We start from the raw sequence: 23,617 nt of genomic DNA, 5'->3' as shown, positions 1-23,617 counted from the left end.
CAGACATACGGCCAGGGGCGGTGTTTCACGTGAAACACCGCCCCTGGCCGTTCCCCGACGAAGACCCCCGGAATGATGTTTCACGTGAAACATCACTCCGCATGGCCCCGTTCCCGACACCTCAGCCCTGCTCGGCCCACCACTCCTTGAGGGCCGTCACGGCCGCGTCGTGCTCCATCGGCCCGTTCTCCAGCCTCAGCTCCAGCAGGAACTTGTACGCCTGGCCGATCGCCGGCCCAGGGCCGATGCCGAGGATCTCCATGATCTGGTTTCCGTCGAGGTCGGGGCGGATCGCGTCGAGCTCCTCCTTCTCCTGGAGCTGGGCAATCCGTTCCTCCAGACCGTCGTAGGCACGGGAGAGCGCGGCCGCCTTGCGCTTGTTGCGAGTGGTGCAGTCGGAGCGGGTCAGCTTGTGGAGACGGTCGAGCAGCGGGCCCCCGTCACGCACATAGCGACGGACCGCGGAGTCGGTCCACTCGCCGGTGCCATAGCCGTGAAAGCGCAGATGCAGCTCGACCAGACGTGAGACGTCCTTCACGAGCTCATTGGAATACTTGAGCGCCGCCATCCGCTTCTTGGTCATCTTGGCGCCCACCATCTCGTGGTGGTGGAAGGAGACCCGCCCGTCCTTCTCGAAGCGCCGCGTCCTCGGCTTGCCGATGTCATGCAGGAGTGCGGCCAGCCGCAGCGTCAGGTCCGGACCATCCTCCTCAAGCGCCATGGCCTGCTCCAGGACGATCAGTGTGTGGTCGTAGACGTCCTTGTGGCGGTGGTGCTCATCCCGTTCCAGACGCAGCGCGGGAAGCTCCGGCAGCACATGGTCGGCGAGCCCGGTGTCGACGAGCAGCGTCAGACCCTTGCGGGGGTACGCGGAGACGATGAGTTTGTTCAGCTCGTCCCGCACCCGCTCCGCCGAGACGATCTCGATACGACCGGCCATGTCCGTCATGGCGGCAACGACGTCGGGAGCCACCTCGAAGTCGAGCTGTGCGGCGAACCGCGCGGCCCGCATCATGCGCAGCGGATCGTCGGAGAAGGACTCCTCGGGCGTGCTCGGTGTGCGCAGCACGCGAGCGGACAGGTCGTCCAGGCCGCCGTACGGATCGATGAACTCCTTCTCCGGCAGTGCCACGGCCATGGCATTCACGGTGAAATCCCGGCGCACGAGATCTTCCTCGATCGAGTCGCCGTAGGACACCTCGGGTTTGCGCGAGGTCCGGTCGTACGCCTCCGACCGGTAGGTCGTGATCTCGATCTGGAAGGACTGCTGTACGTCGCCCACCCGGGCGTCCTTCTGTGCGCCAACGGTGCCGAAGGCGATCCCGACCTCCCAGACGGCGTCCGCCCAGGGCCGCACGATCTTCAGTACGTCCTCGGGGCGGGCGTCGGTCGTGAAGTCCAGGTCATTGCCGAGCCGACCGAGGAGCGCGTCCCGGACCGAGCCGCCGACCAGGGCGAGGGAGAAGCCTGCCTCCTGGAAACGGCGGGCGAGGTCGTCGGCGACAGGGGACACCCGCAGCAGTTCACTCACCGCGCGGTGCTGCACCTGACTCAGGGCACTGGGGTTGTCTTCGTTGGCGTTCGGCACAACAGAAAAGGGTACGTGGCCGAGGCGCCCCCGGGCGCCTCCATAAAACGTGCACAGACGACGTCCCGTCACGGAGGATCGGGGCGTCCCTTTATAGAGGCATCAATACGTACACATACGGGACGGCCGGCCCAGTCTCTCGATCTTGTGGAGTGGACCGCGGCACTTCCCCTCAGCGCGCATCGTTACCATGCGTGGACGCACATTGCGACGACCACTGACGACGAAGAGGGACGGGCGAGCGCGTGGCCGAGGCGGCAGACTTCCAGGGGATGAGTCCCTCACCTGCCCGCCGGTGGCTGAGGCGCACCGGCACACTGCTCGCCGGGGCACCTCTGCTGGCCGGCGTGCTCCAGCTGCCCGCCTCCCCGGCCGCCCACGCCGCACCACAGGCCTCGTTGGCCGATGCCACCGGGTCCAGGACGGTCGACGTCTCCCTCGACTCGTTGAGCCCCAGCGCCCCCACCGACGGCGACACGATCACGGTCTCCGGCTCGGTCACCAACAAGGGCAAGCAGACGATCACGGACGCCCACGTGGGCCTGCGGGTGGGGCCGACCCTGCAGAGCCGGGTCGCCATCGACAACGCGGAGAAGCGCACGGGGTTCCAGTTCGGCCTCGACCCCTTGGAGGTCGGTGGCAAGTACGTCGAGAAGTTCACCAAGCTCGCCGCGGGTGTCTCCCAGCACTTCAGCATCTCGGTACCCGTCAAGGAGCTGAACCTCGACTCCGACGGGGTGTACCAGCTCGGTGTCTCCCTCACGGGCCAGACCTCCGCGGAGCCGTGGGACCAGGTGTTCGGCATCAAGCGGACGTTCCTGCCCTGGCAGCCCGACGAGGCGGACACGAAGACCCGGACGACATATCTCTGGCCGCTGATCTCGACCGTCCACCTCAGGGCGGAGACCGGTTCGGACGCCCAGCAGACGCCCGTCTTCCAGAACGACGACCTGGCCAAGGAGATCTCCCCCGGCGGCCGTCTGGACCAGCTTCTGGCCCTGGGCAGCGATCTCGATGTCACCTGGGTCCTCGACCCGGACCTGCTGGCCTCCGTCGACGCCATGACGCGCAGCTATCAGATCCAGAACGGCGACACCACCACGGCCGGCAAGAACCAGGCCGTCGCCAAGCAGTGGCTGGACAAGCTGGAGAAGACGGTCGCGGACAAGGAAGTCGTCGCCCTCCCCTTCGCCGACCCGGACCTCGCGTCGCTGGCGCACAACGGCAAGAACGTCACCGGCTCCCTGAGCCACCTCAAGGACGCCACGGACGTGGCCTCCAGCACGGTGGACACGATCCTCCACGTGCAGCCGAACACCGACTTCGCCTGGCCCGCCGAGGGCGCCGTCGATCCCTCCATCGTCAAGGTCGCCACCTCCGCCGGCGCCGACAAGGTGATCGCCCGCAGCGACAGCCTGCGTGAGACCGGTGGACTGTCCTACACGCCCAGCGCGGCCCGCCCCATCGGGGGCGGTACGACGGCGGTGGTCGCGGACTCCCGGCTGTCGACGGCGTTCGAGGGCGACATGACGAGGACCGAAAACTCCACGCTCGCCGTGCAGGAATTCCTCGCGCAGAGCCTGATGATCAACCTGCAGGAGCCGAACAAGCAGCGCAGCATCGTCGTCGCCCCGCAGCGCATGCCCTCCGTGAGCCAGGCCCAGAGCATGGCGACGGCGGTGAAGGCCCTCCAGGACGGGACCTGGTCGGACACCCAGGGCCTGTCCGCGGCTGCCAAGGCCAAGCCGGACCCGGGCGCCACCACGAAGGTGCCCTCGGCGTCCTCGTACCCCTCCTCGCTGCGCAAGCAGGAGCTGCCGCGGTCGGCCTTCGAGCAGATCCAGACCACGCAGAGCACGCTCGACAGTTTCAAGGTCATCCTCACCGACAAATCCCGCGTGGTCACCCCGTTCGGCAGGGCCATAGACCGGGGGATGTCCACGTCCTGGCGCGGCCGAGCCACCCAGGCGCACACCTTCCGCCAGGGCGTGAAGACCTACCTCGACGACCTCACCGGTCTCGTCAGGCTGATCGACAAGTCCGACGCGAAACTCTCGGGCCGCAGCGCCACCATCCCCGTGACGGTGCAGAACAACCTCGTGCAGGGCGTCGACCACCTGGTGCTGCGCCTCACCTCGCGGCAGCCCACCCGCCTCAAGATCGGCAACAACGACTATGCCGAGCAGCCGATCCAGGTGGCCGGTGAGCACAGCCAGTCGGTGAAGTTCACCACCTCGGCCAAGGCCAACGGTCCGGTGACGGTCGTCGCGCAGTTGTTCACGGACGACGGCCGGGCGTACGGTCCCCCCGTCACCTTCGAAGTGAAGGTCACCGAGATCACTCCCACCGTGATGCTGGTCATCGGCGGCGGCGTCCTGCTCCTCGTACTCGCCGGATTCCGGATGTACACCCAGCGCAAGCGCGCGGCCGCCCGGCAGGCCGCGGAGGAGCAGGAGACTCCCGACGCCGAGGGCGGGAACGAGGGCGAGGGCGAGGGCGAGGGCGAGGGCGAGACCAACGACGCCGAGGCCGTGGAGGGCCTGAACAAGGTCACCGAAGGCACCGTAGACACTGAGGACAGCGAGCGCTCCAAGGACGGTCCCGAAGGGGAGTCCACGCGGGAGCCCCGGGCAGACGATCCGGAGCACCCGAGTGACCCGACACCGGACACCGCTCCGGAAAGCACCGACCCGTCCGGCACGGGTGAGAGAGTGGACCGTTGAGCGATGTCGTGGCCGGTGGGCCCGGGGACGATGAGGTGGGGTAACCATGAACGCGCCGTACGACGGTGACCGCGGCCAGGGCGCGGGCAGCTCGGGCTACCCCGAGGGCTACCCAGAACAGGGCATGGGCAACGCCGGCTACCCGGAGGGTTACCCCGAGGGGCCGCCGCCCGAGCCCGGCCAGCTGCCGCAGGGGCAGTACCAGGACATGTACTTCCAGGACGCCTACGCCCAGGACCCCTACCGGGCACAGGACCTCGCCGCGCAGGACCCGGTGACCGAGGCGCTCTACGACCGAGCGGCGCACCCCCCGCCGCCTCCGGGCACGTACTACCAACAGCAGCCGCCGCTCTACGCCCAGCCGGCCACCCCTCAGTACGCTCCCGACCCGCGCGTCTGGGCCCAGACACCGCCCCCGGAGCCGGCGGGCCCGACCCGGCACCTGCCCTACGGCGAGGACGCGCGCACGACCCAGTTCGTCGGCGTCGACGACCTCGTCACCCAGGCCGGCGAGCAGCACCACGAGCCCGACGCCTTCGCCCACCTCTTCCGCGACCAGGGCCAGGCCACCGTCCGTCCCCCCGTCGGCGCACCCGGCGTACCGTCGCCGGCCCCTGAGGCGACTCCGGCCGCCCCGCAGCCCCCCGCGCCCGAACCCGCGCCCTCGGCGCAGAAGTCCGGCGGTCGTGCGTCGGGGCTGCTGAAGTCGAGCGCCGTGATGGCGGCGGGCACGCTGGTGTCCCGGCTCACCGGCTTCATCCGGTCCGCGTTGATCGTCTCCGCGCTGGGCGTCGGCCTCCTCGGCGACACCTTCCAGGTCGCGTACCAGCTGCCGACGATGATCTACATCCTGACCGTCGGCGGTGGCCTGAACTCCGTTTTCGTGCCGCAGCTCGTGCGCGCCATGAAGGAGGACGACGACGGCGGCGAGGCCTACGCCAACCGGCTGCTCACCGTCGTCATGGTGGCTCTCGGCGCCCTCACCGCGCTCGGCATCTTCGCCGCGCCGGTCCTGATCCGGCTGCTGTCGAACCCGGTCGCCAGCGACCCGGCGGCCAACCAGGTCGGCATCACCTTCGTCCGGTACTTCCTGCCCTCGATCTTCTTCATGGGCATCCATGTGGTGATGGGCCAGATCCTCAACGCGCGCGGCAAGTTCGGCGCGATGATGTGGACCCCGGTCCTCAACAACATCGTCATCATCTTCACGCTCGGCACGTTCATCTGGGTCTACGGGTCCGCGGCGAACTCCGGCATGAAGGTCACGACCATCCCGCCGGAGGGCGAGCGCCTCCTCGGCATCGGTGTCCTGCTCGGCCTGGTCGTGCAGGCCCTCGCGATGATTCCGTATCTGCGCGAGACCGGATTCCGGCTGCGGCTGCGCTTCGACTGGAAGGGCCACGGCCTCGGCAAGGCGGCGATGCTCGCCAAGTGGACCGTGCTCTTCGTTCTCGCCAACCAGGCGGGCGCGATCGTGGTGTCCCAGCTGTCCACCGCCGCGGGCAAGGACTCTCCCGTCGACGGCACCGGCTTCGCGGCCTATGCCAACGCCCAGCTGATCTGGGGCCTGCCGCAGGCGATCATCACCGTGTCGCTGATGGCCGCCCTGCTGCCGCGACTGGCTCGCTCGGCGCACGAGGGCGACGGCGGTGCCGTGCGTGACGACATCTCCCAGGGGCTGCGCACCACGGCCGTCGCCATCGTGCCCGTCGCCTTCGGGTTCGTCTCGCTCGGCATTCCGATGTGCACCCTGATCTTCGGCTCGTCCGGGACGAGTGAAGCCACGAACATGGGCTTCATGCTGATGGCCTTCGGCCTCGGCCTGATCCCGTACTCCGTGCAGTACGTCGTACTGCGGGCCTTCTACGCCTACGAGGACACCCGGACGCCGTTCTACAACACGGTCATCGTGGCCGCCGTCAATGCCGGGGCCTCGGCACTCTGCTACTTCACGCTGCCGGCCCGCTGGGCCGTGGTCGGCATGGCCGCCGCATACGGCCTCGCCTACGCGATCGGCGTCGGTGTCGCCTGGAACCGGCTGCGCAAGCGGCTGGGAGGCGACCTGGACGGAACCCGCGTCCTGCGGACGTACGCCCGTCTCGGCATCGCCTCGGTGCCCGCGGCCCTGCTGAGCGGTGCGGCCTGCTACGGCATCGGCCACAGCCTCGGACAGGGAGTGGGAGGCTCCCTCGCAGCCCTTCTCGCGGGTGGCATCGCCCTGCTCGGCGTCTTCTACATTGCCGCGCGCAAGATGCGCATCGAAGAACTCAACTCAATGGTCGGGATGGTCCGCGGGCGCCTGGGGCGCTGAGGCGGGAGTACGCGCACAACCATCGTCCGTCGCTGTGTGTCGTGCATAGCGTCGGACTGTGGGCACAATTGGTTTCTGCGTCGGACAGCGCGCAATGGATGGGGAGGCGGGAACGACGGTGGCGGAACGGAGCACGGCTGCCGTCGACGTGGCAGACAACAGCGGTGACGAGCCGCTGACCGCCAAGGCGGGCCAGTCCACGTCCGACGGGGTGGCCCAGGACCGGGAGCGGGAGACGAACAGCGAAGAGGCACAGGGGAGCGGCGGGACCGAGAGTCCCGGAAAGGCCTCACCGCCCGAACTGCACAGCGGCCACAAACTCGCCAGGCGCTATCGCCTGGAGGAGTGCGTCACCCGTCTGGACGGTTTCAGCAGTTGGCGTGCGGTGGACGAGAAGTTGCGCCGCGCCGTCGGCGTGCATCTGCTGCCCGCCGACCATCCACGGGCCCGCTCCGTGCTGGCGGCTGCGCGTTCCTCCGCCCTGCTGGGCGATCCCCGCTTCGTCCAGGTCCTGGACGCGGTCGAGGAGAACGATCTCGTCTACGTGGTCCACGAGTGGCTGCCGGACGCCACGGAGCTGACGACGCTCCTGGCCTCGGGCCCGCTGGAGGTCCACGAGGCCTACCAGATGGTCAGCCAGGTCTCCCAGGCCATGGCCGCCGCCCACCGCGAGGGTCTCGCGCATCTGCGGCTGACGCCGAGCGCCGTGCTGCGCACGTCGACCGGCCAGTGGCGCATCCGCGGACTCGCCGTGAACGCCGCGCTGCGCGGTATCACCTCGGAGACTCCGCAGCGCACCGACACGGAAGCGATCGGCGCCCTGTTGTATGCCGCGCTCACTCAGCGCTGGCCGTACGACAACGACGCCTACGGCCTGTCGGGGCTGCCCAAGGGCGTCGGCCTCATCGCGCCTGACCAGGTGCGGGCCGGCGTCCACCGTGGCCTGTCGGAGCTCGCCATGCGCGCGCTCGCCAACGACGGCGCGACCGCCTCCCGCCACGAGACTCCGTGCACCACACCGGAGGAGCTGGTGAAGGCGATCGCCGAGATGCCCCGCATCCGCCCGCCGGAGCCCGCGTTCACGGCCCCGCCGGAGTACCAGCGCACGACGTACCAGCAGGGCAGCTACGGCCGCCCCGCGCCCCACATGGGCGCCACGCAGTCCGTACCGGCCCCGCCGCCCCCGTTGCAGAGCCGGACCGGCAAGGCCCTCAAGTGGGCCGTGTCGGCCCTGCTCATCGCTGCTCTGGGCCTCGGTAGCTGGCAGCTCGCGGACGTGCTGATGGAGCGCAGCAAGTCCGACGACACCCAGCCGACGCAGCCGACGGACGGCAACGACAAGAACACCGACAAGGCCAAGCCGGTCCAGCAGATCACCATCAAGGGTGCGCAGGAGTACGTCGCGAAGGGTGACGCCCAGGCACCCGGGGACGTGGGCAAGACGTACGACGGGGACAGCTCGACCTATTGGCGGAGCAAGAGCTTCGTGGACGGTCCGGAGATGAAGCCGGCCTTCAAGCCCGGCGTCGGTATCGTCTACGACCTCGGCTCGCAGCAGACCGTCTCGGCAGCTTCGATAGGGCTCCGGTACCCCGGTGATCACACCACGATCACCCTCTACGCGACGGATTCGATGGGTTCCTCTACGTCAGTGGATTCGATGACGAAGATCGGGACCGTCACGACGACCGGCGGCACCGCGAAGATCACGGTCAGCAAGAAGGCGAAGAGTCAGTACGTGCTGCTGTGGATCACGGCGATGCCCTACGCGTCCGGTGACCAGTACAGCGGCGCCGGCTACAAGCAAGCCATCACGGACGTGAAGTTCACCGGCTGACGCTCGTCGACGAAGGGGAGGGGGTCCGATGGCCGATGAAGCCGCGTATGGCGATGCAAGCGATCAGGACCTCCTCGCCCGTCATGTAGGAGGCGATCCGGAAGCCTTCGGTGAGCTCGTGCGGCGCCACCGCGACCGGCTCTGGGCGGTGGCCCTGCGAACGCTGGGAGACCGCGAGGAGGCCGCTGACGCCGTCCAGGACGCACTGGTCTCCGCCTACCGGGCCGCCCACACCTTCCGCGGCCAGTCCGCCGTCACGACCTGGCTGCACCGCATCACGGTGAACGCCTGCCTGGATCGCGCCCGCAAGGCCGCCTCCCGGAGGACCTCTCCCGTCGATGACACCGAACGCCTGGAACAGCTTCTCGAACCGCACGAGTCTGCCTCCGCTCCGGCCGAGCGCAACGATCTGCACCGCGAGCTGCTGACGGCCCTGGGCACCCTCCCGGCCGACCAGCGCGCCGCCCTCATCCTGGTGGACATGCAGGGCTACCCCGTGGCGGAAGCGGCACGCGTCCTCGACGTGCCGGTCGGCACGGTGAAAAGCCGCTGCGCACGTGGCAGAGCCAGACTGCTCCCGCTGCTCACCCACCTCCGTACGGAGAACGGAAGCGGTGAGGGCGGCAACAAGTCGGGCGGCGGAAGGAACCGGACGCAGGGGACATCCGTCCCACCGGCAGCGGGACCGCACGACGCGGGTCCACATGATGCAGGGCCAAGCGATTCAGCTGCTGTGAAGGGCGGAGGTGGGCGAGCGTGACATCCACGACGGATACGGCCGGGCACCCGGATGTCGCGGAGATCTCCGACCTCACCGAGGGTCTGCTCCCGCCCTCCCGCACTGCGGACGTACGCCGGCACCTTGACGTGTGCGTGCTCTGTACCGACGTGTACGACTCCCTGGAGGAGATCCGGGGGCTGCTCGGCAATCTGCCGGGCCCGATGCGTATGCCCGACGATGTGGCCGGTCGCATCGATGCCGCCCTCGCCGCGGAAGCTCTCCTGAGCGCAACGGCACCCGGGCATGAGTCCAGGGACGAGGACGACCGCGCGAGTGTTTCACGTGAAACATCGGTCGCCGGGGTCTCCGTTTCGCCGGGTGAGCCGAACGCGGCTTCCCCTCTGAACCGCCCCTCGGGACATCCCCACGCCGCCACCGGCCCCGGCCGTTCCCGTCGGGGACGCGGCGGCCGCCGCAGGGTTGCCGTTCTCGGCACGGTGTTCACGGCCGCGGCTCTGGGGCTGGGCGCGATCCTCGTTCAGTCCTTGGGCGACGGCAGCTCCGGCACAAGGCCCCAGACCGCGACGCAGGGGACCACCTTCTCCGAGGGGAAGCTGGGGAGTCAGGTCGCGGATCTCCTCGCGAAGAACAAGAGCATGAGCACTCGCTCCGCCAGCCCGAAGCAACCCTGGGGAATCGAATCCCACAAGGCGGGCACCGGGTCCGCGGGGGTCGACACCTTGATCACCCCCACTGTGCAGATCCCTGACTGCATTCAGAAGGGGACCGGAAGCAGCGCGGCTGTCCTCGCCGCGAAGAAGGGCACGTACAAGGGAACGAGTGCCTATCTCGTCGTGATGCCCGACGCCTCCGACAATACGAAGGTCACGGCGTACATCGTCGATGCAACGTGCACGAAGCAGTCCTCTGCGTCCCCGGGCAAGCTTCTGCTGACACACTCGTACAGCCGCTCCTGAACGCGTCGGCATCGACCGGGCTCCTCCCCAGTAACCCCATGGCATCTCTGTGCGGTGTCTTGTCTCCGTGCGCTCGGGGACACCGGGAATGCAAGCCCCTTAGGATCCGTTGGGTGGGGTGAGAGTTCTGAGAGAAGCTCCCACCGGTAGTACGTAGCAGTCTCCAGAGACGAGGAATCAAGCCGTGAGCGACGTTCGTAACGTGATCATCATCGGCTCCGGGCCTGCCGGCTATACGGCAGCGCTCTACACCGCTCGCGCGTCGCTGAAGCCGCTGGTGTTCGAGGGCGCCGTCACCGCTGGTGGCGCGCTGATGAACACCACCGAGGTGGAGAACTTCCCCGGCTTCCAGGACGGCATCATGGGCCCCGAGCTCATGGACAACATGCGGGCCCAGGCCGAACGCTTCGGCGCTGAGCTGATCCCGGACGACGTCGTCGCCGTCGACCTGTCGGGTGAGATCAAGACCGTCACGGACACCGCGGGCACCGTGCACCGCGCCAAGGCCGTCATCGTCACGACAGGCTCGCAGCACCGCAAGCTGGGCCTGCCCAGGGAGGACGCCCTCTCCGGACGCGGCGTCTCGTGGTGCGCCACCTGTGACGGCTTCTTCTTCAAGGACCAGGACATCGCTGTGATCGGTGGTGGCGACACCGCGATGGAGGAGGCCACCTTCCTCTCGCGGTTCGCCAAGTCCGTGACGATCGTGCACCGACGCGACACCCTGCGTGCCTCGAAGGCCATGCAGGAGCGCGCCTTCGCCGACCCGAAGATCAAGTTCGTCTGGGACAGCGAGGTCGCCGAGATCGACGGCGACCCCAAGCTCTCCGGCCTGAAGCTGCGCAACCTCAAGACCGGCGAGATCTCCGAGCTGCCGGTGACCGGTCTGTTCATCGCGATCGGTCACGACCCGCGCACCGAGCTCTTCAAGGGCCAGCTCGACCTGGACGACGAGGGCTACCTCAAGGTCGAGGCGCCCTCGACCCGGACGAACCTGACCGGTGTCTTCGGCGCCGGTGACGTCGTCGACCACACGTACCGCCAGGCGATCACCGCGGCCGGCACCGGCTGCTCCGCCGCCCTCGACGCCGAGCGCTACCTCGCTGCCCTTGCGGACAGCGAGACCGCCGCGGCTGCCACCGTCTGACCCCCGTCCGCCCCACCGCACCAACCAGTTAAGGAGCCCGCCGTGGCCGGCACCCTGAAGCATGTGACCGACGATTCCTTCGAGCAGGACGTCCTCAAGAGCGACAAGCCCGTCCTGGTGGACTTCTGGGCCGCCTGGTGCGGTCCGTGCCGCCAGATCGCGCCGTCCCTCGAAGCGATCGCCGCCGAGTACGGCGACCAGATCGAGATCGTCAAGCTCAACATCGACGAGAACCCGGGTACAGCCGCCAAGTACGGCGTCATGTCCATTCCGACCCTGAACGTCTACCAGGGTGGCGAGGTCGCCAAGACCATCGTCGGTGCCAAGCCGAAGGCCGCGATCATCCGCGATCTGGAGGACTTCATCAGCGACAGCGTCGAGAAGACCGCCTGATCGACATCCGCGCCCCACAACGGCGGCGATGTTTCACGTGAAACACGAATGGGCCAACCCACACGGGTTGGCCCATTCGCTTTACAGTCCTTTCGCCTCGCCTACAGGGGACGCAGCGCTGGTTCCTTCTGTACCGCGCCCAGGAGGCGATCCAGCGCCAGCTCCACGTCTTCCTTCCAGGAGAGCGTCGTCCGTAGCTCCAGCCTCAGGCGGGGGTACGTGGGATGCGGACGCACCGTCTTGAAGCCCACCGCCAGGAGATGATCCGCGGGCAGCACACAGGCCGGTTCCCTCCACCGCGCGTCCCCAAAGGCCTCGATCGCCTTGAAGCCTCTGCGCAGCAGATCCTTGGCCACCGTCTGCACCATCACTCGGCCGAGTCCCTGTCCCTGATAGCCCGGCATGATGAAGGCGGTCATCAGCTGGACGGCATCCGGCGAGACCGGGCTGGTGGGAAACGCCGTGGCACGGGGGACATAGGCAGGGGGTGCGTACAGCACAAAGCCCACCGGCACGTCGTCCACGTAGACCACGCGGCCGCAGGATCCCCACTCCAGCAGGACAGCGGAGATCCACGCCTCCTTCTCCAGTTCGGGGGTCCCCGCTTTTACCGCGGCTTCCCCGCTGACTGGGTCCAGTTCCCAGAAGACACACGCGCGACAACGCTGGGGAAGGTCCGGAAGGTTGTCCAGCGTGAGCGGTACGAGCCGACGCCCCATGAAGGATGTTCCTCGCTTCCTTCGCCCGCAGCGTCGCGGGCGGCTGTCAGAGCGCTTCGCTCCCTGAGCAGGCTGCCGACGAACCCGCCGACCGCCCCCAGCCCCAGACCCGCGGTCACCAGTCCGGTACGGCTCACGGTTTGCATGGCCCCCGCCTCCCCAATGAAGGTGCCGCCAGGTGGATGCGCCATACCCGATCGCATCGTATCCACGATGCGATTCCATCGATACCGCCTGAAAGCAAAGAGCGGGCCGTGTTCCGGTACACACCGGACACGGCCCGCTCGTGGTCGCCGCTCGGAGACCGTGCCGTCTGGGGCGGCTCAGTCCTCCGTGTCTTCGGAGTCGTCGTCCAGGAGACTCCTCTGCAGGACCCCTCCCTCGCCCGGGGCGAGGGAGCTGAGGATCCGCTCAAGGTCGTCCATCGAAGCGAACTCGACGGTGATCTTGCCCTTCTTCTGCCCCAGGTCGACCTTCACCCTGGTCTCGAAGCGGTCGGAAAGACGGCTGGCAAGGTCACTCAGCGCCGGGGAAAGCCGGGTGCCGGCTCGCGGCCCCTTGGACCGCGGAGCGGTCTGCGGGCGCGATCCCATCAAGGTGACGATCTCCTCGACGGCCCGCACGGACAGCCCCTCGGCCACGATGCGGTGCGCCAGCCGATCCTGCTCCTCGGAGTCCGCAACGGACAGGAGGGCCCGGGCATGCCCCGCGGAGAGAACTCCGGCGGCCACGCGACGCTGGACCGCCGGCGAGAGCTTCAGCAGACGCAGGGTGTTGGAGACCTGTGGGCGCGACCGGCCGATGCGGTCCGCCAGCTGATCGTGCGTGCAGTTGAAGTCCTGGAGCAGCTGGTCGTAGGCGGCCGCTTCTTCCAACGGGTTCAGCTGAGCACGGTGCAGGTTCTCCAGCAGCGCGTCCAGGAGAAGCTTCTCGTCCTCCGTAGCCCGCACGATCGCAGGAATGGCCTCAAGCCCCGCCTCACGGCAGGCCCTGAACCGCCGCTCGCCCATGATGAGCTCGTAGCGCGTCGGACCCACCTGCCGTACGACGACCGGCTGGAGCAGGCCGACCTCCTTGATGGAGGTGACAAGCTCGGCAAGAGCATCCTCGTCGAACACCTCACGGGGCTGACGCGGGTTGGGGGTGATGAAGTCGAGGGGCAGCTCGGCAAAGTGCGCACCGACCGGCGCAGGAGGCATCTCCGGAACTCCTCCGCCCGCCGACGGCTCCTCTGTTTCATGTGAAACAGGCGGCAGCGTGGTCACCTTCGCCGCCGCCACCCCGCGCTCCGCAGTAAGCACGGGTCCGGCCGTCGGCGAGCCGGAGATTCCACTCGCCGGCGCGGGAACCGTCTTCTCTGTCGGAGCCGCGGGGATCAGTGCGCCGAGGCCCCGTCCCAGCCCTCGTCGTCGCTCACTCACTGGATCCCCTCCACCATGTTCTGACTGTTCTGTACGCCCATATGAGCGTTCTGCGCGTCGTACGCCACACCGACTCCTCGGAGGGCGATCTCTCGTGCGGCCTCAAGATACGAGAGGGCACCGCTTGACCCCGGATCGTAGGTCAGCACCGTCTGCCCGTAGCTCGGTGCCTCTGAGATACGGACCGAGCGAGGAATGCTCGTCCGCAGCACCTCGTCGCCGAAGTGGCTGCGCACCTCGTCCGCGACCTGGGACGCGAGACGCGTCCGGCCGTCGTACATGGTGAGCAGGATCGTCGAGACATGGAGATTGGGGTTGAGGTGCCCCCGTACCAGATCGACGTTACGCAGGAGCTGGCCCAGGCCTTCCAGCGCGTAGTACTCGCACTGGATAGGGATGAGGACCTCCGCACCGGCGACCAGGGCGTTGACCGTCAGGAGGCCGAGCGATGGCGGACAGTCGATGAGGATGTAGTCCAGCGGCTGCTCGTATGCCTGGATCGCTCGCTCCAGGCGGCTCTCCCGCGCCACCAGAGACACCAGCTCGATCTCCGCACCGGCGAGATCGATCGTGGCAGGTGCGCAGAAGAGACCCTCGACGTCAGGGACCGGCTGAACGACCTCGGAGAGCGGCTTGCTGTCGATCAGCACGTCGTAGATGGAAGGAACTTCGGCGTGATGATCGATGCCCAGAGCGGTGGAGGCATTGCCCTGAGGATCGAGGTCGATCACCAGGACACGGCCGCCGTGCAGGGCGAGTGAGGCAGCAAGGTTGACCGTGGTCGTGGTCTTTCCCACCCCACCCTTCTGATTGGCGACCACCATGACGCGGGTCTGCTCGGGCCGTGGAAGGCCTTCACCGGCGCGACCTAGCGCCTCGACCGCCAATTGGGCAGCACGACCGATGGGAGTGTCGTCCATCGGGGGCGGTGTTTCACGTGAAACATCCTCCCCCATCGACTCGGTTCGGGGACCGGGGACCGGATCGGTCATCGGTCCCGCGATGTTGGCGTCGGACCGCAAGGATTCACTCTCCTCGACTTCAGGCTCGCAATGAACAGAGCCTCCCATGTCTTCGGGGTCGTGAACCAGCGAGGCCCGTGGTTCTGTGGAGAAATCCACCTCTGTGGACAACTCCGCACCCTCTCGGAGTGAACCGAGAGGCTTCCGGTCGCGGGGTTCGGCCGCGGCCCGGCCGCGACTGATGATGCCGTGTAGCAGTGAGCGACGTTTCACGTGAAACACGATGCATAGCGACCGAGGCCATCACGGGGCGACACTCCGAGATGCATGGGTTTGGCAGCTTGTGTGGCGTACGGCTCTTCGTCAGGACGGATCAGCGGGAGTGACAAAGAACTCTTTGTCACGCATGCCGTGTCGCATGCCGTCCCGCACACCGGCTCGTACAGAAAAACTCTCGGCTCCACTCAATGGAGCCGAGAGCTGAAGGTTACTTGTGAGCCCCTGAGGAGCAAGTCCCGCAGGGGCCCCAGAGCTCATCGGCGGCGTCGTGTACGCCCTGTCCTGGCCGCCTTGGCCCGCTTCGCCGCAAAGCGCACCCCTCCCGGGCTCTCCCCGACCTCGACCCGCACCACGGTCGCCAGAGGGTCCACGATGCCCTCACCGACGTGCAGGACGGAGGTCTCCACGGCTCCGAGCTTGCCGAGGGCCGTGGCAGCGCTCTTCAGCTCCTCCTCCGCCGTGTCGCCCTTGAGAGCGAGCATCTCGCCGTACGGGCGAAGAAGCGGGATGCCCCACGCCGCCAACCGGTCCAGCGGAGCAACGGCTCGGGCCGTCACCACGTGGACCGCGGGCAGCTTGCCCATGACTTCCTCGGCACGGCCGCGTATGACCGTCACATGGTCGAGGCCGAGGAGTTCGACGACCTCCGCGAGGAAGTTGGTCCGTCGCAGCAACGGCTCCAGCAGAGTGATCTTGAGGTCTTCCCGGACGAGGGCCAGCGGGATACCGGGCAGTCCGGCGCCGGAGCCCACGTCGCACACGGTCACGCCCTCGGGTACAACCTCGGAGAGCACCGCGCAGTTCAGCAGGTGCCTCTCCCACAGTCGCGGCACTTCACGGGGGCCGATCAGCCCGCGCTGCACTCCCGCCTCGGCCAGCAGCTCCGCGTACCGGACCGCGTCCGCGAAGCGATCGCCGAACACCTCACGCGCCTGCTCGGGCGCAGGGGGAAGCTCCGCTGCCTCCGTCACGGGGACCGTCCTTCCGTACCGCATAAGCGCAGTGAGCGCTGACCACCAGGAGTATCAGGGATTATCAGGCTGACAAACTTCGGCCCCGCCTGCTCAACAGACGGGGCCGGAGAAAACGTACGTACCGATCAGGCGGGGAGCACGACGACGAAGCGCTGCGGCTCCTCGCCCTCGGACTCGCTGCGCAGACCCGCGGCCTTGACCGCGTCGTGGACGACCTTGCGCTCGAAGGGCGTCATCGGCTTCATCTTCACCGGCTCACCGGAGCTCTTCACCTCGGCCGCGGCCTTGGCGCCCAGCTCAGAGAGCTCCTCGCGCTTCTTGGCGCGGTAGCCCGCGATGTCCAGCATCAGCCGGCTGCGGTCCCCGGTCTCCCGGTGAACGGCCAGGCGCGTGAGCTCCTGGAGGGCCTCAAGCACCTCGCCATCGCGACCGACCAGCTTCTGCAGGTCACGGCTGCTGGCGTCACTGATGATCGAGACAGCGGCGCGGTCGGCCTCGACGTCCATGTCGATGTCGCCGTCGAGATCGGCGATGTCCAGCAGACCCTCGAGGTAGTCCGCCGCGATCTCGCCTTCCTGCTCAAGGCGGGTCAGGGTGTCGCCCTCAGCGGCGGCGGAGGTGGTGCCTTCCGTCACGGGATGGACTCCTTCTTACTTCTTGGACGGGGACTTGGGCCGCTGCGGACCCTTGCGCTGTCCGGACTGGGCTTTGCTGCGGGTACCGGCGCCCGGCTTGTTGCCGCCGCCTGCCGGCTTGGCGGCGGGCTTGGCGTCCTGGGGCTCGTCGGACTTGGTCAGCGAGGTCTTCGGCTCGGGCTCACCCGCCGCCTTCGCCCCACCGGCCGCCGTGCCCGACTGACGCTGGGACTTGGACTGGCGCTTCGGCTGCTGACGCTTGGGAGCGCCGCCGGTGGTGGTCGTGGTGCCGTCCTCTGCCTCGACAACCGTCTCGGCCTGACCCTTCACCACAGTGCCGTCGGCCTGGGCCACCAGGCCCACCTTGGTCAGGCTGTTGATGAACTTGCGCTCGAACTCGTTGCGGTCGCGGCCCTTGGCGACGATCGCCTTGACGATGGCCTTCTCGCCACGGCTACGCGTCTTCTCGTGGTGCGTGACGTGCTTCTGCAGGCGCTCGAGGTACGCAGCCTGAGCCTTGGAACCCGGGGTCGGGTTGTTGCGGATGACGTACATCTGCTGGCCCATGGTCCACACGTTGGTGGTCAGCCAGTAGACGAGGACACCGACCGGAAAGTTGATGCCGAAGATGGCGAACATGACCGGGAAGACGTACATCAGCATCTTCTGCTGCTGCATGAACGGCGTCTTCACCGTGGTGTCGACGTTCTTCGTCATCAACTGGCGCTGCGTGTAGAACTGCGACGCCGACATCATCACGATCATGATCGCGGTGACGACCCGGACATCGGTCAGCGTGGCACCGAGTGCCTCGACCTTGCTGCTGCCGTCCGTGAACTTCGCGGCGAGCGGGGCACCGACGATGTGCGCCTTACGCGCGCTGGCCAGCAGCGAGTCGTTGATGACGCCGATCGTCGAGCCCGTCGCGATGCCGTTGAGCACGTGGTACAGGGCGAAGAAGAACGGGGACTGCGCCAGGATGGGAAGGCACGAGGAGAGCGGGTTGGTACCCGACTCCTTGTACAGCTTCATCATCTCTTCGGACTGGCGCGGCTTGTCGTTCTTGTAGCGCTCCTGGATCTTCTTCATCTCGGGCTGCAGGGTCTGCATGGCCCGAGTGGCCTTGATCTGCTTCACGAAGAGCGGGATCAGGCAGATACGGATCAGGATCACCAGGGACACGATGGACAGGCCCCAGGCCCAGCCCGTATCGGGACCGAAGATCTTCCCGTATACAGAGTGGAACTGGACGATGACCCAGGAAACGGGTGTCGTGATGAAGCTGAAAAGACTGGCAATCGTGTCCACTAATCAGGCTCCTTGAGCATGGGACGGGGTCTCGGCGGCCGGGCTCGAGGGATGGTCGGACATTCCATGACCCTCAATGGCCGGTTCGGCGGCGGAGTTCCCGCCCTTGCGTGCGCGCCAGGCGTTGCGCAGCATTTCGTGCCACCGCGGACGCTTGCGCGGCGGAACATGGTCCACACCGCCCAGCGACCACGGATTGCACCGGAGGATGCGCCAGGCGGTGAGTGCCGTTCCCTTGATCGCACCGTGCCGGTCGATGGCCTGGTAGCCGTAGTGGGAGCACGACGGGTAGTACTTGCACACCGGCCCGAGCAACGGGCTGATCGTCCACTGGTACAGCTTGATAAGAGCCAGCAGCGGGTACTTCATCGCGCGCCCCCTCCCAGCAGCCGCTGAAGGGCGGCATCCAGGTCTCGGGCCAGCTGTTCATGGTCGGCGTCGCCCGCACCGGGCAGCGCTCGTACGACTACCAGGCTACCGGGGGGCAACTGGACGACTCGGTCTCGCATCAGATGGCGAAGTCTGCGCTTCACCTTGTTGCGGACAACCGCTCCACCCACGGCCTTGCTCACGACGAAACCCGCACGCGTCGGGGGAGCGCTCTCCCCAGGCGCGTGCGGGTCCGTTGCACCGCTACGAAGATGGACGACGAGGAGCGGGCGTCCGGCCCGGCGTCCTCGACGTACCGCGGTCGCGAAGTCCTCGCGCCGCCTCAGCCGATGCTCGGTAGGCAGCACGACATCATGACCTGTTGTTATCAGGCGGACAGGCTGGCGCGACCCTTGCCACGGCGGTTCGCGAGAATCGCGCGGCCGGCACGGGTACGCATCCGCAGGCGGAAGCCGTGGGTCTTGGCGCGACGACGGTTGTTCGGCTGGAAGGTGCGCTTGCTCACTCGGGGGCTCCAGAAAGAATCGGTGGTGGCGGGGTGCCGCCTTGGCTGTCACCGTGCGCCCACGAGGTAGCTCGTAATTACGCCCGAGTGCACCGCTTCCCGATCACTCGACGTGACCTGTGCCCATCGGAGGCAGGCGGCAGCAGCCATCGACAACTCGACCTGGTCACGGTACGCGCGGCTACGCCATCCGGTCAAACCGGCTCTTGCCGAGAGACACTATCCACAGGCTGGGGACAACAACTTGAACCGCAGCGGTTGCCCTGACTACCGTGGCTGAACTCCGATTCGTTCCCTTCCCACCGCCCCAGCGGATTTGTTCCCACCGCCCCACCCGACTGACTTCCCAACCTGTTCCCAGAACCACACGTTCGTGGGACCCGTGAGAGAGCGTGCCCTGTGGCTGATGTACCTGCCGATCTTGCCGCAGTGTGGCCACGAGTACTGGAACAGCTCCTCGGTGAGGGCCGTGGGCAGGGGGTCGAGGCGAAGGACGAGCACTGGATCAAGCGCTGCCAGCCCCTGGCGCTGGTCGCGGACACCGCTCTGCTCGCGGTTCCGAACGAATTCGCGAAGGGCGTGCTGGAAGGCCGTCTCGCGCCGATCGTCAGCGACACGCTGAGCCGCGAGTGCGGCCGACCGATCCGTATCGCGATCACCGTCGACGACTCGGCCGGGGAACCCCAGTCTCCGGCGCCGCCCGCCCCTCAGCCCCGGTACGAGGAGCCCGAGCTGCCCTCCGGCTCGGGCCAGGGCCGTGACGCGTACGACGGCCAGGGCGGCGAAGAGCGGAACGCCTACGGCGGCCAGGGTCGTGACGAGCGTCACGGCTACGACGCCCAGGGCCGCGAAGAACGCAACGGCTACGGCTCCCCGGGCCGCGAAGAACGCAACACCTACGACGCACAGCGCCGCGAGGGATACGAGGGGTACGGCCGCCACCGCGCCGACGACCGCCGGGGCGACCACCGGGGCGGCCGCTCCGACCAGCTGCCGGGAGCCCCGGGCGACCAGCTGCCGTCCGGCCGCCCGGACCAGCTGCCCCCGTCCCGCGGCGACCATCTCCCGACCGCCCGCCCTGCCTACCCGGACTACCAGCGCCCCGAGCCCGGTGCCTGGCCGCGGCACGCCCAGGACGACTACGGCTGGCAGCAGCAGCGCCTCGGCTTCCCGGAGCGCGACCCGTACGCCTCGCCCTCGCAGGACTACCGGCCGCAGTCGATGGACCGCCCGCCCTACGAGCAGCAGCGCCAGGACTACGACCAGCCGCGTTCCGACTACGACCAGCGCCCCGACCGCCGTGACCTCCAGGAGCCGTCCTCGGGTGGTGCTCCGCTGCACCGCGGCGGCCCCTCGCTGCCGTCCTCCGGCGGCGCACCCGGCCCACTGGGCGCGAAACCCGCGCCGGCGTCCGGTCCGGGCGAGCCCACCGCACGCCTCAACCCGAAGTACCTCTTCGACACCTTCGTCATCGGTGCCTCGAACCGCTTCGCGCACGCCGCCGCGGTCGCCGTGGCCGAGGCGCCGGCGAAGGCGTACAACCCCCTCTTCATCTACGGGGAGTCGGGTCTGGGCAAGACGCACCTGCTGCACGCGATCGGGCACTACGCTCGCAGCCTCTACCCGGGCACGCGTGTGCGGTACGTGAGCTCCGAGGAGTTCACCAACGAGTTCATCAACTCCATCCGCGACGGCAAGGGCGACAGCTTCCGCAAGCGGTACCGCGAGATGGACATCCTGCTGGTCGACGACATCCAGTTCCTCGCGGACAAGGAGTCGACGCAGGAGGAGTTCTTCCACACGTTCAACACGCTCCACAACGCGAACAAGCAGATCGTGCTCTCCAGCGACCGGCCGCCCAAGCAGCTGGTGACCCTGGAGGACCGGCTGCGGAACCGTTTCGAGTGGGGTCTGATCACGGACGTCCAGCCGCCCGAGCTGGAGACGCGTATCGCCATCCTTCGTAAGAAGGCGGTGCAGGAGCAGCTCAACGCCCCGCCGGAGGTGCTGGAGTTCATCGCGTCCCGGATCTCGCGCAACATCCGCGAGCTGGAGGGCGCGCTGATCCGGGTGACGGCGTTCGCGTCGCTCAACCGGCAGCCGGTGGATCTCGGTCTCACCGAGATCGTCCTCAAGGACCTGATCCCGGGCGGCGAGGACTCCGCCCCGGAGATCACCGCGACCGCGATCATGGCGGCCACCGCCGACTACTTCGGTCTCACGGTGGACGACCTGTGCGGGTCCTCGCGCAGCCGTGTCCTGGTGACGGCCCGGCAGATCGCCATGTACCTGTGCCGCGAACTCACCGATCTCTCACTGCCGAAGATCGGCGCACAGTTCGGCGGCCGCGACCACACGACCGTCATGCACGCGGACCGCAAGATCCGTGCGCTGATGGCCGAGCGACGCTCCATCTACAACCAGGTCACCGAGCTCACCAACCGCATCAAGAACGGCTGACGGAGACCACGACACACCGCTGAAGGGCGCCCCGGGACACGCTCCTGAGGGCGCCTTTCGCCGTTCCCAGACGCGGTTCTCAGGCGCCGTTCCCAGACGCGCACACGCGTGCCGAGAGGTCGCGCACACGCCTGCCGAGAGGTTCTGACAGCCGCCCCAAGAGCCTCCGGCACCCGTCCCGAGGGGGCTGCGGGAGCGTCTGGGGCCCGTCCCGAGGCCGTGGCCCCTCTTTTCACCGCTACCGAAACGACATCAGCTGTTCGAATACGGGCCGGGTTACGGCCACTCTCCACAGATTCGGTGACTTTCTGGCGTCCACACCCTGGGGACCGGGAAGTTGTCCCGATCGTGTCCACAGGGGGCACTGTTGAAGGACCATCGGACCAGGTCACCCCCCTGTGGATTCGTGGACGAAGACTCTCCACAGACTGTGGACAAAGAAAAGATCCACAGGGTGTGCACGAAGTTGTCCACCGATGGCCCACAGGCTGGAGCCGGTTGTCCCCAGTGATCCCCAGCTTCTCCACACCCCTGTCCACTGTTCGGCAACGCGACGCGCCCGATCACCGAGTCGAGTGAAAGGCGTCACACCGAGGTGCCGGATTGGGCTGTGGGGAACGTGGGTAAAGCTGGGGACGGATCTGGGGAGAAGTGGCCCAAGGCTGTGCATCGAGTGTGCAGAACTTTTCGTCGTCCACAGAGACCCCCGGTTGTCCACCGCCTCCGCCCACAGGGTCAGTGGACAAAAAATCCCCGCTGAGCTGCGAAAACGCGGTTGTCCACGGTTTCCACAGGGCCTACTACTAAGACCAACTAGAGAGAGCCTGGGAATCGATTCGAAGACGGGGCTGTGCACAACTCGCTCTCGGAGCCTCCGGTGCCGCTCGGCACGACTTGACCCCGAGGGGCACCGACTGTCAGTGCGGTGCGTCAGACTGGTCCCCGGTGTCCTTCCCCTCACAGGACCGAACGACACCGAGTCAGACGACGAAGGCCAGCAGGGCGAGAGCGCCGGCAACAGACGGAGGCGGCAACGGTGAAGATCCGGGTGGAACGCGACGTACTCGCGGAGGCAGTGGCCTGGGCGGCACGCAGCCTCCCGGCCCGTCCGCCGGCGCCTGTACTCGCCGGCCTCCTTCTGAAGGCCGAGGAGGGCGCCCTGAGCCTCTCCAGCTTCGACTACGAGGTCTCGGCGCGGGTCTCCGTGGACGCGGAGATCGAGGAGGAGGGCACGGTCCTCGTCTCGGGCCGTCTGCTCGCGGACATCTGCCGCGCCCTGCCCAACCGGCCGGTGGAGATTTCCACAGACGGTGTACGGGCGACGGTGGTCTGCGGCTCCTCCCGATTCACACTCCACACCCTGCCTGTGGAGGAGTACCCGGCGCTGCCGCAGATGCCGTCGGCGACCGGCACCGTCCCCGGTGAGGTCTTCGCCTCGGCGGCCGCCCAGGTGGCCATCGCGGCCGGCCGTGACGACACGCTCCCCGTGCTCACCGGTGTCCGCATCGAGATCGAGGGCGACACGGTCACCCTGGCCTCCACCGACCGCTACCGCTTCGCGGTCCGCGAGTTCCTGTGGAAGCCGGAGAACCCCGATGCGTCCGCGGTCGCCCTGGTGCCCGCCAAGACGCTCCTGGACACCGCCAAGGCGCTCACGAGCGGCGACAGCGTCATCCTGGCGCTGTCCGGCTCGGGCGCCGGCGAGGGCCTGATCGGCTTCGAGGGCGCGGGCCGGCGTACGACCACCCGCCTGCTGGAGGGCGACCTCCCGAAGTACCGCTCGCTGTTCCCGACGGAGTTCAACTCCATCGCAGTGATCGAGACGGCCCCGTTCGTAGAGGCGGTCAAGCGTGTGGCTCTGGTGGCCGAGCGAAACACTCCGGTGCGGCTGAGCTTCGAGCAGGGCGTGCTGATCCTGGAGGCCGGCTCCAGCGACGACGCACAGGCTGTGGAGCGGGTCGACGCACAGTTGGAGGGCGACGACGTCTCGATCGCCTTCAACCCGACGTTCCTGCTCGACGGCCTGAGCGCCATCGACTCGCCGGTGGCGCAGCTCTCCTTCACGACGTCCACGAAGCCCGCGCTGCTGAGCGGCAGGCCCGCCGTGGACGCCGAGGCGGACGAGGCCTACAAGTACCTGATCATGCCTGTGCGTCTGAGCGGCTGATGAGTGGCTGAGCGATGTGAGCCCGCCGGACGGTCGGTCTGATCGGCCCGATCCGTCCGGCGGACGCATCCGCAGGTGGGGCGTACGCCTGAGCGGCTAT

The 23,617-nt window shown here is 67.8% G+C and carries 19 protein-coding genes; 9 read left to right on the top strand and 10 right to left on the bottom strand.

Annotated elements, in window-relative coordinates:
• Positions 1 to 121: 121 nt before the first annotated feature.
• A complete protein-coding gene (locus RV986_RS26465) occupies positions 122 to 1,588 on the bottom strand; it encodes a CCA tRNA nucleotidyltransferase (RefSeq protein WP_475919782.1) in 1,467 nt (488 codons plus the stop codon).
• A 245-nt stretch (positions 1,589 to 1,833) separates the two neighbouring features.
• Between RV986_RS26465 and RV986_RS26460 the strand changes: the two genes are divergently transcribed.
• The 7 genes from RV986_RS26460 to trxA all read left to right on the top strand — a co-directional run bounded on the left by RV986_RS26460 (position 1,834) and on the right by trxA (position 11,697).
• Positions 1,834 to 4,311, top strand: coding sequence for a DUF6049 family protein (locus RV986_RS26460; protein WP_475919781.1), 2,478 nt, complete (start codon positions 1,834 to 1,836; stop codon positions 4,309 to 4,311).
• A gap of 46 nt (positions 4,312 to 4,357) precedes the next feature.
• On the top strand, positions 4,358 to 6,622 hold the full coding sequence (gene murJ / locus RV986_RS26455; RefSeq protein WP_475919780.1) for a murein biosynthesis integral membrane protein MurJ: 2,265 nt from the start codon (positions 4,358 to 4,360) through the stop codon (positions 6,620 to 6,622).
• Between the two features lie 118 nt (positions 6,623 to 6,740).
• A complete protein-coding gene (locus RV986_RS26450) occupies positions 6,741 to 8,459 on the top strand; it encodes a protein kinase family protein (RefSeq protein WP_475919779.1) in 1,719 nt (572 codons plus the stop codon).
• Between the two features lie 28 nt (positions 8,460 to 8,487).
• A complete protein-coding gene (gene sigM, locus RV986_RS26445; RefSeq protein WP_475919778.1) occupies positions 8,488 to 9,219 on the top strand; it encodes an RNA polymerase sigma factor SigM in 732 nt (243 codons plus the stop codon).
• Positions 9,216 to 10,157 (top strand): anti-sigma factor, encoded by a 942-nt coding sequence (locus RV986_RS26440; protein WP_475919777.1) that lies wholly within the window; start codon positions 9,216 to 9,218, stop codon positions 10,155 to 10,157. Before sigM ends, RV986_RS26440 begins: the two co-directional genes overlap by 4 nt.
• 184 nt (positions 10,158 to 10,341) lie before the next feature.
• A complete protein-coding gene (gene trxB / locus RV986_RS26435) occupies positions 10,342 to 11,304 on the top strand; it encodes a thioredoxin-disulfide reductase (RefSeq protein ID WP_475919776.1) in 963 nt (320 codons plus the stop codon).
• 42 nt (positions 11,305 to 11,346) lie between these two features.
• The gene (gene trxA / locus RV986_RS26430; protein WP_475919775.1) at positions 11,347 to 11,697 is read left to right on the top strand and encodes a thioredoxin; all 351 of its coding nucleotides are present in this window, start codon (positions 11,347 to 11,349) and stop codon (positions 11,695 to 11,697) included.
• Positions 11,698 to 11,798: 101 nt separating this feature from the next.
• On the opposite strand, the gene RV986_RS26425 is transcribed toward trxA, so the two are convergent.
• From RV986_RS26425 to rpmH, 9 genes are all read right to left on the bottom strand, one after another.
• Positions 11,799 to 12,416: a GNAT family N-acetyltransferase gene (locus tag RV986_RS26425; protein ID WP_475919774.1), complete on the bottom strand. Its 618-nt coding sequence runs from the start codon at positions 12,414 to 12,416 to the stop codon at positions 11,799 to 11,801.
• A gap of 323 nt (positions 12,417 to 12,739) precedes the next feature.
• Positions 12,740 to 13,837 carry a ParB/RepB/Spo0J family partition protein gene (locus tag RV986_RS26420; RefSeq protein WP_475919773.1) on the bottom strand — a complete coding sequence of 366 codons (1,098 nt, stop codon included), beginning with the start codon at positions 13,835 to 13,837 and terminating at the stop codon, positions 12,740 to 12,742.
• Positions 13,834 to 14,907, bottom strand: a complete 1,074-nt coding sequence (locus RV986_RS26415; RefSeq protein WP_475924438.1) for a ParA family protein — start codon at positions 14,905 to 14,907, stop codon at positions 13,834 to 13,836. The genes RV986_RS26420 and RV986_RS26415 overlap by 4 nt, the downstream gene beginning before the upstream one ends.
• 425 nt (positions 14,908 to 15,332) lie before the next feature.
• A complete protein-coding gene (gene rsmG, locus RV986_RS26410) occupies positions 15,333 to 16,049 on the bottom strand; it encodes a 16S rRNA (guanine(527)-N(7))-methyltransferase RsmG (RefSeq protein ID WP_475919772.1) in 717 nt (238 codons plus the stop codon).
• A 128-nt stretch (positions 16,050 to 16,177) separates the two neighbouring features.
• On the bottom strand, positions 16,178 to 16,687 hold the full coding sequence (locus RV986_RS26405) for a Jag family protein (RefSeq protein WP_060901646.1): 510 nt from the start codon (positions 16,685 to 16,687) through the stop codon (positions 16,178 to 16,180).
• A 15-nt stretch (positions 16,688 to 16,702) separates the two neighbouring features.
• The gene (gene yidC, locus RV986_RS26400; protein WP_475919771.1) at positions 16,703 to 17,995 is read right to left on the bottom strand and encodes a membrane protein insertase YidC; all 1,293 of its coding nucleotides are present in this window, start codon (positions 17,993 to 17,995) and stop codon (positions 16,703 to 16,705) included.
• A gap of 3 nt (positions 17,996 to 17,998) precedes the next feature.
• Entirely contained in the window at positions 17,999 to 18,364 is a 366-nt protein-coding gene (yidD, locus tag RV986_RS26395; protein WP_054236429.1) for a membrane protein insertion efficiency factor YidD, read from the bottom strand.
• The gene (gene rnpA, locus RV986_RS26390) at positions 18,361 to 18,732 is read right to left on the bottom strand and encodes a ribonuclease P protein component (protein ID WP_475919770.1); all 372 of its coding nucleotides are present in this window, start codon (positions 18,730 to 18,732) and stop codon (positions 18,361 to 18,363) included. Before rnpA ends, yidD begins: the two co-directional genes overlap by 4 nt.
• 20 nt (positions 18,733 to 18,752) lie before the next feature.
• On the bottom strand, positions 18,753 to 18,890 hold the full coding sequence (rpmH, locus tag RV986_RS26385; RefSeq protein ID WP_006381191.1) for a 50S ribosomal protein L34: 138 nt from the start codon (positions 18,888 to 18,890) through the stop codon (positions 18,753 to 18,755).
• 399 nt (positions 18,891 to 19,289) lie between these two features.
• On the opposite strand from rpmH, the gene dnaA reads away from it, so the two are divergent.
• Positions 19,290 to 21,350, top strand: coding sequence for a chromosomal replication initiator protein DnaA (dnaA, locus tag RV986_RS26380; RefSeq protein ID WP_475919769.1), 2,061 nt, complete (start codon positions 19,290 to 19,292; stop codon positions 21,348 to 21,350).
• Positions 21,351 to 22,386: 1,036 nt separating this feature from the next.
• Positions 22,387 to 23,517, top strand: a complete 1,131-nt coding sequence (gene dnaN / locus RV986_RS26375) for a DNA polymerase III subunit beta (protein WP_475919768.1) — start codon at positions 22,387 to 22,389, stop codon at positions 23,515 to 23,517.
• The last annotated feature ends 100 nt before the right edge of the window (positions 23,518 to 23,617 follow it).

This window comes from Streptomyces sp. RLA012 (assembly GCF_056270325.1).
The sequence above is the reverse complement of the archived record's forward strand: the minus strand, read 5'-3'. Positions and strand labels throughout refer to the sequence as shown.

Coding starts and splice junctions, on each gene's coding strand:
- RV986_RS26425 (WP_475919774.1), bottom strand. CDS start 12,416: ATGGGGCGTCGGCTCGTACCGCTCACGCTGGACAACCTTCCGGACCTT.
- yidD (WP_054236429.1), bottom strand. CDS start 18,364: ATGAAGTACCCGCTGCTGGCTCTTATCAAGCTGTACCAGTGGACGATC.
- sigM (WP_475919778.1), top strand. CDS start 8,488: ATGGCCGATGAAGCCGCGTATGGCGATGCAAGCGATCAGGACCTCCTC.
- RV986_RS26415 (WP_475924438.1), bottom strand. CDS start 14,907: ATGGGAGGCTCTGTTCATTGCGAGCCTGAAGTCGAGGAGAGTGAATCC.
- murJ (WP_475919780.1), top strand. CDS start 4,358: ATGAACGCGCCGTACGACGGTGACCGCGGCCAGGGCGCGGGCAGCTCG.